The following is a 13428-nucleotide window of genomic DNA, read 5'->3' as shown; positions in this document are numbered from 1 at the left end:
CCTTTACACTTATATTACCCTCTTGGTGATATAATTATTGGTGAAAGAGATGATAAAGGTTGCGATCATCGGAGCTGAAAATGTTGGCAAATCCACGCTCATGAATGCTCTTCTGGGAAAGAAGGTTTCTGAGACTGCTGAGATTCCAGGAACCACAAAGGGTATAATAAGGAGGACATTTGGAAAGGTTAAGATTCCGAAGAGCATGAAAAATCCTTTCGGAGGGGCTGATGAATTCGTGCTAATTGATACGGCAGGCCTTTTTGATCCACAATATGAGTTTAGAGGTAAAGTCCTAAGCGAAGAAAAGTTCAAAGAAATTTTAAATGAAATAACGTCAGCTGACATCGTTATTCACATGATTGACGCCCAATATGGTCTACACAGGGGAATGGAAAAACTTCATCACTTGCTTAAATTCAGGTATGAGAAACCGATAATTGTTGTCATTAATAAAATTGACTTAGTCTCAAAAGAGAAAGTAGAAGAGCTTAGACAAATCGTGAAAAAGCGCCTAGAACAGGAACCTATACTTCTGTCTTTAGTTACATATGAGGGATTTAACGATCTACTGAAGGCACTCGTGTATTATGCTCAATACGCAAAGAAAAGCTAAGCTCTCTTAAAGCTTGAATATTTTGAAAATTTGGCTAGAGTTTTTAGCGAAATAATTTCATCCACCAGAGCATACTCATTTGCAAGCTCTTCAGCCAGCTCATTAGGGATGCCATTCCTAACTAGTGCTCTCTTAAATTTTCGTTTGCTTCTACGTATTGTCCTCTTAATTCCAGCCAAATTCCACAAAAACTTTGGAATCAAAAACAAAAGCCGGAAAAAGGAAAGAACCATCACAGCTCCTCCTCAAAGTCCTCCTTCAATTTCTTCTTCCCGAGCTTTTTCAACTCTTCGAAATCTTTTATTTTGCCCATTTTTTCTTTCATGAATGCAGCTATTAATGTTTTCACAATGTTCATACTCTCCATGTACTCTTTCGTAAGTTCAAATGCTTTATCCGGATCCATTCCTGCTGCAACAAGCTCTTTGTAAAAGTTAGCAACATTTTTACCGAATTTTTCAGCTTTATCTGGGTCATATGCCTCGTTTATGAGTTCCTTGATTGGACCAAATATTGAGTCCATTATCTTTGGCAAGCTTTCTGAAAGAACGCTCATAACCTCTTTGAGCTCTTGGATATCTTTGTCCCCTTCAACTTTTTCGTAGCCCTTTAGCATGTCTTTAAGCATTTCAATTTTCTTTTCTATAACCTCTAAGTCATCTTCGCTCTTTGCCTCTTTGAGCTGTTGTGTGAGCTCTCTTATCATCTCTTCCATTATCTTTTTTGGTTCTACTTCTGCTTCAAGTCTTTCAAGGATTTTCTTCTTCATTTCCTTTTCAAACTCTTTTTCATCAAACTCCATCTCAATCACCTCGATAATTATTATCTTTGCTCAAACCTAATTGGGATTCCGATTAAATCAAACCACTTATTGATCACTTCTTTTCTCAGCGTGTAGCACTTTCCTTTCTCGCCTTCTACTTCTTCGAAAACATTGAGCTTCAAAAGAAGCTCAACTTTCTCTCTAACAGTATTTCTCGAGCCTTTTCCACGTCTCGCCTTAAGCTCCCTTGCTATCTGACTTATGTTCGCTTTTTTAAGGTCAAATACTATCTTAACTATCTCCCTCGCAATTGGATCATGCTTAATCTCTGGAATTACAATATCAATGCTAAGCTCCCCATATTGTGCGTAAATGTTTATTAGTCTAAGATAGTTCTGGGCTAATTGAGACACAAGCTCAAAGCTCTTCATTAATTCGTTCATGGCTTTTCTTAATGTCTTCAGCTCCTCCGCAAGTTTCTCGACATCTTTGTCTTCTGGCATCATTGCTCCCAATAACAATTTGGATGCTCACTTCATATAGATGTTTTGATTAGAAATGAGCAAAAATCAAAGGATCTCTATATTTCCCCCAACAACCCAATACCTAAAGCTCTTAAGCTCAAAGTTGGGAAGGATAGATTTTGTTATCTCGGACTTTTCTAAATACAAACACCACCACAGGTAAAGTTTGGTCAGCAGGCACATATTTTAACAAGAATTTTCCTAATCCTCGGACCATCAAGCTCAACAAACAAAATACTCTGCCACGTTCCCAGCTCCAGTCTTCTGCCCTTAACTGGAATTGTAACACTTGGATTCAATAGGATTGCCCGCAGATGGGAATGGGCATTGTTGTCAATTTTATCATGCTTGTATCCTTTTCCTTTTGGAGCAATGCTCTCAAGTAGGAGCTCAATATCTGAGAGAAGTCTTGTTTCATTTTCATTTACAATCAAAGCTGTTGTTGTGTGTTTTGTGAAAACTACTGCAATGCCTTCTTGTACCTTGCTTTCTTCCACAATTTTTTGGATCTCTGGCGTTATGTCGATTATTTCAAACTCCTTGTTGGTGCGGATTTCAATCTCATAAAGCATGAACATCACCTAATTCGATTTATCTCCGTTTAGATGTTAGTCTTTATTAATCTTCAGTTGCCAAATCTTTTTAAATGGTAACCTCCAGCTTCAATCCATGTATGCAGTAATCTTAGGGAAAAATCCCAAGCTTAGTGAGGCTGAATTTCATGCCTTTACTAATAGATTCGGGCTTAGAGTTAAAATCATCGAAAGCTCTCACAACTGGATAGTGTTTGAAAGCTCCAAAAAGATTGAACATCTCTTTCATAAGCTAGGCGGTTCGCTGAAGCTTGTGAAGATAGTTGGTGAAGGGGAAGAGTCTATTCAAGAACTTACATATTCAAAGCTTTTTACAGTTAGCATCTACGGGAAAGATGACTGGAAGCTCTGGAGAAAGCTTGGAAGCCAAATAAAGAAAACCTTCAAGAGTGAAGGTTCTGCTAAATTCTTTAAGCCAGCCAAGGTCTATGCTATGCCCTCTGAACTAATTCTAAAAGGATTCCCAGAGACAAAGGATTTTATGTTCATCTATGGAGAAAAACTCTGGGTAGGAGAGACGATAAAAATTACCGACCCATTTGAACTGAAAAAGCTTGATGTTGATCGGCCAGTTCAAAGAGCGATTTTCTCAATCCCTCCTAGATTAGCGAGGATAATGATTAATCTGACAGAGGTTAGACAAGGAAATTTCTTAGATCCCTTTTGTGGCATTGGAACAATAGTTCAAGAATTTCTTCTTCAAGGGCTAAATGCATATGGAAGCGACTCAGATCCCAAGGCAATTAGAGGAGCAAAGGAGAATCTGAAGTGGTTGAAGAAAGAATTTAGAGTCAAAAAAACCGCTCACCTAGAAGTGTGTGATGCTAGAAAGCTTAAACGCTGCTTTAGAACTAGGTTTGATGCCATAGTTACAGAACCCTGGTTGGGAAAGCCTCTCAAGTATAATCTCACAAGAGGAGAGGCCATACAAATGGCAAATCAACTTGACCGCTTTTACTATCAAGTTTTCGACAGTTTTAGAGATGTGCTCAAAAGGAATGGAAGAGTTGTATTTGTATTTCCAGCATATAAGCTCAAAGATGGGAGGATATACAGGAAAGAAAGAAGATGGTTGGAAAAACTTGGCTTTGAAGTCCTAGCAAAGTATACTGACTTTGAGGAAAGACACAAAGTAGTTAGAGACATTCATGTGCTGAGATTTAGAGGATAATGCCAGCTACAAATCTCCAAACAGTCTCTCGTGTTCCTGCTTTATACATCTATGAGCAACTGCAGTAAGCCCAGCTTCTTTTGCCTTTTTGAATGCGTTCCTGTTATAGGTGTAGAATTGGAACCATACAACCTTGGCTCCCTTCTTTATTGCTTGGTCAACGATCTCTTCAGTGAATTCTGGTCTTACAAATATATCAACAATGTCAATATCCCCTGGAATATCAAGCACTGAAGGATAGCATTTTCTTCCAAGCACTTCCTCATATTTTGGATTGACTGGTATCACATCATAGCCATGTTCTAGAAGATAGCGCATGACAGTGTTTGCGTCTCTTTCAGGCTTTGGAGAAGCCCCAACTAAGGCAATTCGCTTGTATTTTGTGAGAATTTCTCGGATATCATCATCTGTTAACCTATCTAGAGGCATCTTCTTGACCATAAAATCACCTGAAACTGATTTAGCATGAATGGATAAAACTATTGCGGTGATAATATTTAAATTCATGAAAACTTTTTCATTAATGGGTGGTAAAATGCTCTATGAAGAAAAGGTATCAAGTAAGTGGATTCCCTTGCTAATTTTTATTCCGGCCATGATTTCACTTCTCATTGGTGTTTGGGCTACTTATCAGGCCGGGGAAGACATTAGAATTCCGCTTGCTATTGGTGCGCTTGTTCTTCCATTAACAATTGATATCTCTTACATGAGAATCCAAATTGACGATAGAGAAATCAAAATTAGGGGAGCATTAGGATTGATAATACGTAAAACAGTAAAGCTTGAGGATATTATGAGCTTTGAAGTGCACGAGGGATGGATGAGTTGCTCTGGATTCATTCACTTCAATATGCCCGCAAAAGGCTGTGTTGTGTTGAACACAAAACGATGGAACGTCTCATTTTCAACTAACAATCCAGAAGAGATCGCTCAAGTATTAGCTACTCTCGGCATTCCACGAGAAGCTTTAAACCTTTAGCCCCCACAACTTTTACCTTCCCTCCAGCTTTTGCATTTCCGTTTATGCATTCTGCTTTCCAGTATTCATTTCCTATTTTCACAACCCCTTCAGGAGTTAAATCCTCAACAACAAGCGCTTCCTTTCCCACTAATGCTTCGATACCTACCTCTGCCTTTTTCCTTAAAATCTGTCCGAAAGATGGCACTATTGCGATATCCTTTATGATGAGAAGCGCTATAACAGTAACGGATAATGCTAAAGGGACTCTAATCCCCGCGGATGGAAGGATTACAAACAAAAATATCCCAGCTATAATCTCGTCCATCATCAAAAGTACAAGTTTTAACATGTCTTTTAGCATCTCTTTTAGTTTCATTTAACCACCTCACAGACTTAAATTTGGCAAGGAGCCGTAAATTAGCAGTAATAATCCCACAAGAACTGGCTGATGAACGAGATAAATCTTTAATGTATGTCTACCAGCTAAACATATGAACTCAACTGGCATCATCTTTGGAAAGTTCAAGCTAAATCTTCTTGTCCCATCTGGATAGAGAAGAGAACCTATAGTCATGCCGAGCAAATAAACGCCAAACCAAGGAAATATTGGAAAGTAATCAAGCGTGAAAAATTCAGAGGGTGTTATGCCTATAGGGAGCAGGAGGAGAGAGTTAACAGTTATTCTAGAGACAATTAGACTTCCCAACAAAAAGAATACTGCAAAAAAGATGTTCTTCTCTCTAAAGCGATAAAAGGGGATTGCCAACAAACTAGCAACTCCAAGGAAGTGAAGAACTCCAAAGTATATCGTTCCAGAACTTAGGAGAACCTTTGTTGTGATTGTTATAAGAATGCCCAATCCAAAGAGCTTTGCAAATCTCTTCAAGTACTTCTTATACGGTCTTGGGTTTTTCTTTATGCTTCGTGAATAGCTTATCCAAAATGATAGCCCAGAAATAAAGACAAATATCGATGCTGTTGTATAGGCAAAAATTCTCCAAAACATCTGATGCTCTGAATAATTGAGAAAATACTGCAAATCGGTGATAAAGTTCGAAATAACCATCATTATGATTCCAAGTCCTCTTACAAAATCCACTTCCCAAAAGCGTCTAGAGGAATAAATTTGACTGTTAAACATCTGTATCAAAAATGTATTAATCCTCTATGAATATTTAAGTTTGTGGTGCGTGTGAGGATAATAGAAACAAGAGTCAAAAGCATCTACACAAAAAGCAGAATTCCTAGCGTTGATTATGTTATTAACCAATACGTTGGGTGTCAATTTGCCTGTAAATACTGTTATGCAAAGTTTATCTGCAAGTGGAAGCCTTACGGAGAGTGGGGAACCTGGGTTGAAGTAAAAGTCAACGCTCCAGAGCTTTCAAGAAAGTATGTAGAGGGAGAAGTTGTAATGTCAAGCATTTCTGATTCTTATCAGCCAATTGAAGCAAAAATGAAACTAACACGAAAGATTTTACAAAATATGAGCAAGCGAATAAACTTAAGCATCCTTACAAAGTCCCCTCTTGTTACTAGAGACATTGATATTTTTAGGCAGTTTAAGAACATTAAAGTTGGCTTGACAGTTAACAGCTTTGAAGGAAAAGAAAAGAAGCTTTTTGAGCCTTTAGCTCCAATTCAGAGAGCAAGGATTAATGCTCTAAAAGTTCTCCATGAAGAAGGGATAAAAACATACGCTTTTATAAGTCCCATAATTCCAGAGGTTACAGATGTTGAAGCAATTGTTAGGGAAACAAAATCCTTTGCAGACTACTTTTTCTTTGAGGTATTAAACTTAAGAGCAAGTGGAAAAGAGTTCCAGCGGATTTTGAGAGATAACTATCCAGAAAGCTATGAAATTATGGTTAATGATGAAAAGTTTTGGAGATTCGTAAAGCGACTAAAAGGAGAAATCAAGAGGCTAAATGTAAAAACAGAGGGGATTGAGGTACATAAAAGAGGATGGGAGTTTTTAAAAATTTGATTCATAAGTTTTGAGGTATAAGTAAAAACAGAAGAACGAAGTTAAACTATATAGCTTGTTCTCCTCTCACGTATATCGCCTCAATGTTCAGTTCTTCATCCATGATTACCAAGTCTGCGGAATAACTAGGCAATATTGCACCTACCTTATAGAGTCCCACTGCTCTTGCTGGATTATATGTCATAGTCCTAACAGCATCTTTTAGAGGAATACCGATGCTAACGAGATTTCTCAAGGCATTGTCCATTGTTAAAGTACTCCCTGCTAAAGTTCCATCCTCTAATCTGCATATGCCGTCTTTAACAATAACTTTTAGTCCTCCTAAGGAATACTCCCCATCCGGTAGATCTGTTGCAATTATTGAATCTGTTATCGTCACAATTCTCTCAATTCCAGCGTGTCCTATTGTAAAGTTTATTATCTGAGGTAAAATGTGTATTAGGTCGGTTATAATCTCCAGATAAACTTGAGGACTTTCTAAAACAGCAATTATAACTCCTGGTTCTCTATGGTTAATCGGTCTCATTGCATTGTAAAGGTGAGTAGCCCTATTTGCTCCTGCGTAAATAGCAGCTTTTGTCTTCTCATATGTTGCATTTGTATGTCCTAATGAAATGTATATACCAAGGTTCCGTGCATAGCTTATAAACTCCACAGAACCTTCAAGCTCAGGAGCTATGGTTATCGTTTTTATATTTCCTCCTGACGCTTCCCAGTACTCTTTGAGTTCCTTAATGCTTGGTAATCTAATAAATTCTGGATTTTGAGCTCCTTTTTTTTCTTTGCTTATATAAGGTCCCTCCAGATGAAGCCCTTCAATTATTGCTCCTATGCAAGATTTCTTCTGATACGCGATTGCATTTTTCACTCCTCTAGAGGCAATTAAAAGGACTTCATGTGACGCAGTTACGGTAGTAGGGAGAAACCGAGTAACTCCATGACTCAAATATTTTTCACTCATCTTAAGCAATGTCTCTTCAACATTGTCCTCTGACCCGTTCATAGAACTGTAAGTGATGTCCAGTCCCGCTATTCCATGAGTATGTATGTCAATGAATCCAGGAACAATGATTTTTCCCTCTAAATTCTCACCTATAGGGTTTTTCCCTGCATAAACTCTCTTTATAACTCCATTTTCAATTTCAATTGTTCCTGGGAAAATTTCCTCAAATGGTGTTATTATTCTCACATTTGTTAGGATTGACTTTCCCATATATCTCACCTTGCAAAACTTTAAAGATACTTCAAACGTGATTTATACTTCCCGATAACCTTGATGTTATGTTCCTGAGCACCTGGTAAATGTGCACTTAAAAATACTGGAGGTTCTATTTCCTCTTCGACAAGTATTTTAATTGCTTCTGCAACAAGAGTCTGAGCTATAAAAGCTACTACGATTGTAGACACTGGGAAGACTTTCATGTCAAATCCCGGGATCTTTAATGCCGCATCCCCTCTGGGTACTTTGTTGTCTATAACAACATCAGCAACTTCAAATAGGTGTTTGTTATATTTGTTTCTTGGTGCTAAGCTCTTTGAGTATTCTACCGAAGTTATTGCTATTACAGGACATCCAAGAGACTTTGCCTTAATGGCAGCTTCCACTGGGAATTGATTGACCCCAGAGTTGGATACGATCAAAACAACGTCCTCCTTTTGGACGTTCATTGACTTCAATATGACTTCTGCATATCCCTCTAAATGTTCCATTTCTGTTGATTTAAGAGCTCCATGATAAACGTTGATATCCGTATTTATTATAGGATTGACCGGAACAAGGCCTCCAGCCCTATAAGCTAGTTCCTCTCCAATGATTGCTGAGTGTCCTGCTCCAATTATGTGTAGAATGCCATCACGTTTAAGTGATTCCGCCAGAGTTTTGGCAGCCTTTTTGATATTCTTCCTTTCTTCGTTTTTCACTCTTTCTAATAGGGCTGATACAATACTAAATGCTTTCTCCATAACATCCATATTAACACCTCCTCATGTGGAAACAACCTTCGAAAGACCTCTAGGAGCATCTATAGGAGTTTTTCTATAAACTCCAAACCAGTATGCAAGGAACTGTAGAAATAGGGTTACATGGAATAGATAGGATATGCCATCTGCATTAATTTGAACAACATTTTCATCTTTGAAGTCACCTAGATTGCCAATTATGACTTGGTTACCTATGCCAAATTTGTCAAATTTCTTGAGTATCCTTTCTCTTGCTAGATTTTCAACTGGAAGGATAAGGATAGCATACATTTCCTGGGAAAGGGCAGCACTAGGTCCATGGAGATATTCTTCAAGCTCAATCGCTTCAGCATGAGAATAAGCAGTTTCCTTAAGTTTGAGAGCCCCTTCAATTGCTATAGGAAAGGTTAATCCAGCTGATATTATGTAACCTCCAGAAGGGCTATGAAGTTTCTCTGCAATAGTTCTCGCCTTGTTGTTATAGACTAAAATTGAACTCTCAAGTGTCTCTGCAGTCTTAAGTAATGTGTGCTCCTTTGATAAATCAGAGAGCAAAGATGAAGATAACAGATACAGAACCCCTAAGGTTCCAGCAAATGTTTTTGTTGCAGGTATTGCAAGCTCAGGACCTGCTAAAACTGGTAAAATTACATCAGAATACTTAGAAACACGACCAAATGGATTGTTTGTAATAGAAACTATCTTAACTTGTGATGCCCTTAGTTTTTTCAAAGCCTCTACCACGCCCCAAGTGTTTCCTGATTGAGTTATTGCTATTATTAAGTCGTCCTTGCTCACTTTATCGAGCTTGTATAACATGAACTCGAGTGATGACATTGGAACAATATCAAAATCTTGAAGCAAATATGGAAGTACAAAACCAGCATTTAATGAGGAGCCATTACCTATTACATAAGTTTTTTCAGCATTTTGAAGCAAAACTGCCGATTCCTTAATTCTCCTGTCTCTGCTAAGTGCGTGAAGACGCCTAAGGATGTATGGAGTTTCATGAATTTCTTCCAGCATGAAATGTTTGTATGTGGGTATTTCAGTTGACCCTTCAGGTGTTTTCTTAGTTACACCTAAAAACTCGTTTGGACTCCATGTTATCAAGGAGTTAGTGGACAAAATGTAACTTGCTTTGGGTATTTTAATGGTTGTTATGATGCCCTTATCTACATAGATTTGGCGATAGTTAGAAAAGGCAAATATCCTCTCATCTTCTCCCTTTTTGTAATATCCAACTACAGAGAAAACTCCCTCACTATTCTTTAGGAGGCTAAGCATGTTACTATCTATGTTACTATCGTTTAGACTAATGAGAATCTCATCAAATATCATTTCAAAATCTGCAACACCTTCAAAGGCTACGACTAATTTTGGATTTTTGGAGATATATATCGATTCTAGCCCAGTTTCATATCGATTGTTCGTGAATATGAATCTCTCAGGGTAGTTTACATTGGAAAGAGTTTTGTTATGATATATCTTAACAGACTTGTTCAAAATAATAATGTCATGAGGATAATCCAAAGATGTTAGGACGTGAGAACCGTCTTCAAGCTTCCAAAGTATACCCAAATTTCCAAACATTTTCTATCCCTTTACTTGTCTTCTGAAGGTAAAACACGCTCTAGTAAATCAATTAACTCCCTTGCAGCTTCTTCTTCATCTTCTCCGCTAATTTGCAGTACAATTTCATCTCCATAATCTACTCCAAGTGCCAGAATCTGTAATATATTCTTCGCATCTGCCGATTTGCCCTCTTTTATCACTGTTATTTTTGATTTAAACTTTTTAGTTGTCTCAACGAAAACTGCTGCCGGTCGTGCGTGAAGTCCACTCTTGTTTTTAATTTCCACTCTTTTTTCTATCATGGTTATTTCCTCCAGAGATTATTCCGAGATGAAAAGTAAGATGACACCCATATCCTAGTTTTTGGGCTTTGTTTATATATTTTTTGGTGATTGGGTTGTTGTTATTGTCGTATTTGGCGTATAAAGCTTGTATAGTTCTTTGTTGTTGAAATAGACAGACGACGTTATCATTTGTAATTCTGCCCCTTCCAAGGTAAGTTAATTGAGTTTGAAGTTTTGGAAAAAAAGAATTAAAATAATCCTGAAAAGTAACTATTTATTTTCGTAATACATCCGATAAATATCTCTGAGAACAAATGTAATCTCTCTATTTTATCGATACAAACACTATGGAAGATATATTTATAAATTAAACCTTTAGAAATGTATTTGGTGGAAATAATGCTTGAGGAGCATATATCTGTCCAAGAAATTCTAACCCAAGTTAAGGTTAAAGATTGGCAGGAAAGTGTAAGAATAGCTGGTGAACTGCTCTATAAAACTGGGAAAATTACAAGAGAATACATCGACGGAATGATTAGAACAATAAAGGAGCTAGGTCCTTATGCTGTTATTGCTCCTGGTGTTGCTTTGCCTCATGCTCGACCAGAAGATGGAGCATTAAAAGTAGGATTCAGCATAGTTGTATTGAAAGATCCCATAAATTTTGGCTCACCCAATGATCCAGTTAAGGTCGTAATGGCTTTTTCAGCTCCCGATAAGAGTTCTCACATAACCATACTTCAAGAATTAGCGTTATTGCTATCAAATGAAGACTTCAGAAGAGAGATTATGTCTGCAAAGACTCCAGAGGAAGTTTTGGAAATAATAAAAGCATATGAAAAAAGCACTACCAAGGAAGCTCAATCTTAAGTATATTCTTAAAGAATTTCCTAACCTCTTCTCTTACTTCCTCCCCATTCTCCAATTCGAGCACCCTTTTCACTAATTCCTTGGCTTCCCTATACGATAACCTCTGTATTATCCATTTTATCATTGGAATCAAAGTCGGGGAAACGCTAAGCTCAGTTATGCCGAGACCAATAAGAATTGGCACAGCAAGGGGATTTCCTGCAAGCTCTCCACATACCTCTACTGGGACATTAGCCCTTTGTGCCTCTTTTGTAAGCATAGCAATGGCTCTTAAAACAGCTGGATGCATATCATCGTATAGATATGAGACATCTTCATTTGTTCTGTCCACAGCGAATATGTATTGAGTGAGATCATTCGTCCCTATGCTTATGAAATCGATCTCCTTCATTATCTTATCTGCCATGAACACTATTGAAGGTACTTCCGCCATTATGCCAATCTTCTTGTCACCTTTATCTTTTTCAATTATTTTTTTAAGTTCCCTAATCTCCTCAACTGTACTAACCATGGGTACCATGATCTTCATGTTTTTATATTTCACCAATTTTATTGCCTCAAGTTGGTTTTTAAGCAGTTTTTCATGCTTAAGGAGATATCTAATTCCTCTGAGACCAAGGAATGGATTGTGTTCTTTTGGGATCTCTAAATAGGGTATCTCTTTGTCTCCTCCAATGTCTAGGAGTCTAAGTGTCAGGGGCTTTCCTTCAAGCTTCTTAGCAAATTTTTCAAAGATTTGAGCCAGCTCTTGAGGAGATGGTAAAGAGTTGGTGTTCATAAAGTAGAACTCTAGCCTAAAGAGACCCACACCATCACAGCCATTCAGCAATGCGGTATTTAGGTCATCTTCATTCCCCACGTTTGCCATTACGAGGATTTTTCTCCCATCTTTAGTTTCAGCAATTTCATCTTTTCCATCTTCGAATTTTTTAAATAAGCCCCGAAAAATCTCCTTCCTTTTTATATACTTCTTTATTGTGCTTTCACAAGGATTAACGATAAGATTACCCGAGAATCCATCGACAATTACCAAATTGCCGTCATTGATGATCTTCGTGGCGTCTTTGATTCCGAACACAATTGGTATCTTTAGATTTCTTGCTATTATAGCAGCATGCGAGGTGTAGCTTCCTTTCTCTGTTACAACACCAACTACACCTTTTTTTGAGTATTTAATAAGCTGGGATGGATAAATCTCTTTTGCAACGACGACTGAATTTTCTTTGATATTGAAATCTTCACCTTCCAAAAGATTCTGGAGTAGAGTGTTCTTTATATCAACAAGATCATCACTTCTTAGCTGGATTACTGCAGAACCTGAATTTTTCAGGAGTTCTATGTATTTGTCCGTAACTATAGTTATAGCTTCTTCTGGTGCTTTTCCAGCCTTTACCAATTCTAATGCTTCTTCTATGATTGCTTCAACCATTAATTTATGAGCTCGCAATATTTCGGCAACTTCTGGTGTAACTTCGCTGATAAGCTCATTAATCATGTTCAGAGTTCTCTCTTTAGTTTTTTCTAGTGCTTTAATAGGATTATCTCTTAATTGAGGAGTATTTTTATAAGACTGAACTTTAACAACAATCGCATTTCCAATGCCAATCCCCCATGAAGCCGCGATTCCTCGAAGGATGACTTCTTTAGTCATATCCTCACCTCTTCCTGAATAATCCACCTAAATGTTGAGATAACATCCTCAGGACTTCCTGCTCGTCTGAGCTTTTTCCTGAACTCTCTATTGCCTAGTATCGTAGCAAGCTCTTTCAAAAGTTGAAGATGCTGAGAATTTGTTGGGGCAGAAAAAGCAATTACAATCCTAACTGGATCATTGGGCGAGTCAAAATCCACTGGATTCTTAAGTGTGACTACACTTATCCCTACTTTTAATGCTCCATCTTCTGGTCGAGCATGAGGCAAAGCAACACCAGGAGCAATAACAGCATAAGGACCTAATTTCTGTGTCGTTTTTATCATAGCTTTGATATATGTATTAGAGATTTTACTCACTTGGTATAACAATTCTCCGCTAAGCTTAACAGCATCGATCCAGTTCCTTACTTCTGCGTTGACTTGTATCACTTGAGGGGTGAGTTCTTTTATAACTTTTCTAAGAAGATCCATT

At 37.7% G+C, this 13428-nt stretch carries 18 protein-coding genes; 5 read left to right on the top strand and 13 right to left on the bottom strand.

All coding sequences use genetic code 11. The features are described 5' to 3' along the window. Positions 1–49: 49 nt before the first annotated feature. Complete coding sequence (locus tag TES1_RS03695) at positions 50–616, top strand: Era-like GTP-binding protein (RefSeq protein ID WP_042680330.1); 567 nt, start codon at positions 50–52, stop codon at positions 614–616. Here the strand turns inward: TES1_RS03695 and TES1_RS03690 are convergent. From TES1_RS03690 to TES1_RS03675, 4 genes are all read right to left on the bottom strand, one after another. After that, entirely contained in the window at positions 613–849 is a 237-nt protein-coding gene (locus TES1_RS03690; RefSeq protein WP_042680328.1) for a hypothetical protein, read from the bottom strand. The genes TES1_RS03695 and TES1_RS03690 overlap by 4 nt on opposite strands. Continuing rightward, positions 849–1418 (bottom strand): hypothetical protein, encoded by a 570-nt coding sequence (locus tag TES1_RS03685; RefSeq protein ID WP_051408167.1) that lies wholly within the window; start codon positions 1416–1418, stop codon positions 849–851. The genes TES1_RS03690 and TES1_RS03685 overlap by 1 nt, the downstream gene beginning before the upstream one ends. A gap of 20 nt (positions 1419–1438) precedes the next feature. Then, positions 1439–1882 carry an ArsR family transcriptional regulator gene (locus tag TES1_RS03680; protein ID WP_042680326.1) on the bottom strand — a complete coding sequence of 148 codons (444 nt, stop codon included), beginning with the start codon at positions 1880–1882 and terminating at the stop codon, positions 1439–1441. Positions 1883–2073: 191 nt separating this feature from the next. After that, a complete protein-coding gene (locus tag TES1_RS03675) occupies positions 2074–2475 on the bottom strand; it encodes a secondary thiamine-phosphate synthase enzyme YjbQ (RefSeq protein WP_042680324.1) in 402 nt (133 codons plus the stop codon). Positions 2476–2572: 97 nt separating this feature from the next. Here TES1_RS03675 and TES1_RS03670 point away from each other — a divergent pair, with 97 nt between their 5' ends. Next, positions 2573–3667 (top strand): TRM11 family SAM-dependent methyltransferase, encoded by a 1095-nt coding sequence (locus TES1_RS03670; RefSeq protein ID WP_042680322.1) that lies wholly within the window; start codon positions 2573–2575, stop codon positions 3665–3667. 6 nt (positions 3668–3673) lie between these two features. Here TES1_RS03670 and TES1_RS03665 read toward each other — a convergent pair whose 3' ends face one another. Beyond that, complete coding sequence (locus TES1_RS03665; protein WP_042680320.1) at positions 3674–4108, bottom strand: CoA-binding protein; 435 nt, start codon at positions 4106–4108, stop codon at positions 3674–3676. 94 nt (positions 4109–4202) lie between these two features. Between TES1_RS03665 and TES1_RS03660 the strand changes: the two genes are divergently transcribed. Further along, entirely contained in the window at positions 4203–4646 is a 444-nt protein-coding gene (locus TES1_RS03660; RefSeq protein WP_042680318.1) for a hypothetical protein, read from the top strand. On the opposite strand, the gene TES1_RS03655 is transcribed toward TES1_RS03660, so the two are convergent. Beyond that, positions 4609–5004: an NfeD family protein gene (locus tag TES1_RS03655; RefSeq protein WP_042680316.1), complete on the bottom strand. Its 396-nt coding sequence runs from the start codon at positions 5002–5004 to the stop codon at positions 4609–4611. The genes TES1_RS03660 and TES1_RS03655 overlap by 38 nt on opposite strands. Positions 5005–5013: 9 nt before the next feature. Beyond that, complete coding sequence (locus TES1_RS03650; RefSeq protein WP_042680314.1) at positions 5014–5769, bottom strand: heparan-alpha-glucosaminide N-acetyltransferase; 756 nt, start codon at positions 5767–5769, stop codon at positions 5014–5016. 51 nt (positions 5770–5820) lie between these two features. On the opposite strand from TES1_RS03650, the gene TES1_RS03645 reads away from it, so the two are divergent. Next, entirely contained in the window at positions 5821–6615 is a 795-nt protein-coding gene (locus TES1_RS03645) for an SPL family radical SAM protein (protein ID WP_042680312.1), read from the top strand. A gap of 46 nt (positions 6616–6661) precedes the next feature. Here TES1_RS03645 and nagA read toward each other — a convergent pair whose 3' ends face one another. Genes nagA through TES1_RS03625 form a run of 4 tightly spaced genes read right to left on the bottom strand, consistent with a single transcriptional unit; the run spans position 6662 to position 10451 of the window. Beyond that, positions 6662–7828: an N-acetylglucosamine-6-phosphate deacetylase gene (nagA, locus tag TES1_RS03640; protein WP_042680310.1), complete on the bottom strand. Its 1167-nt coding sequence runs from the start codon at positions 7826–7828 to the stop codon at positions 6662–6664. 20 nt (positions 7829–7848) lie between these two features. Continuing rightward, positions 7849–8586: an SIS domain-containing protein gene (locus TES1_RS03635; RefSeq protein ID WP_042680308.1), complete on the bottom strand. Its 738-nt coding sequence runs from the start codon at positions 8584–8586 to the stop codon at positions 7849–7851. 12 nt (positions 8587–8598) lie between these two features. Then, the gene (locus tag TES1_RS03630; RefSeq protein ID WP_042680306.1) at positions 8599–10167 is read right to left on the bottom strand and encodes an SIS domain-containing protein; all 1569 of its coding nucleotides are present in this window, start codon (positions 10165–10167) and stop codon (positions 8599–8601) included. An 11-nt stretch (positions 10168–10178) separates the two neighbouring features. Next, a complete protein-coding gene (locus TES1_RS03625) occupies positions 10179–10451 on the bottom strand; it encodes an HPr family phosphocarrier protein (RefSeq protein ID WP_042680304.1) in 273 nt (90 codons plus the stop codon). A 381-nt stretch (positions 10452–10832) separates the two neighbouring features. Here TES1_RS03625 and TES1_RS03620 point away from each other — a divergent pair, with 381 nt between their 5' ends. Further along, entirely contained in the window at positions 10833–11303 is a 471-nt protein-coding gene (locus TES1_RS03620; RefSeq protein WP_042680303.1) for a PTS sugar transporter subunit IIA, read from the top strand. On the opposite strand, the gene ptsP is transcribed toward TES1_RS03620, so the two are convergent. Together ptsP and TES1_RS03610 are read right to left on the bottom strand one after the other, a co-directional pair. Continuing rightward, on the bottom strand, positions 11281–12954 hold the full coding sequence (ptsP, locus tag TES1_RS03615) for a phosphoenolpyruvate--protein phosphotransferase (RefSeq protein ID WP_051408166.1): 1674 nt from the start codon (positions 12952–12954) through the stop codon (positions 11281–11283). The genes TES1_RS03620 and ptsP overlap by 23 nt on opposite strands. Next, positions 12951–13427, bottom strand: a complete 477-nt coding sequence (locus TES1_RS03610) for a PTS sugar transporter subunit IIA (RefSeq protein WP_042680302.1) — start codon at positions 13425–13427, stop codon at positions 12951–12953. The genes ptsP and TES1_RS03610 overlap by 4 nt, the downstream gene beginning before the upstream one ends. Between the last annotated feature and the right edge of the window lies 1 nt (position 13428).

The organism is Thermococcus paralvinellae, assembly GCF_000517445.1.
GTDB classification, from domain to species: domain Archaea; phylum Methanobacteriota_B; class Thermococci; order Thermococcales; family Thermococcaceae; genus Thermococcus_B; species Thermococcus_B paralvinellae.
The sequence above is the reverse complement of the archived record's forward strand: the minus strand, read 5'-3'. Positions and strand labels throughout refer to the sequence as shown.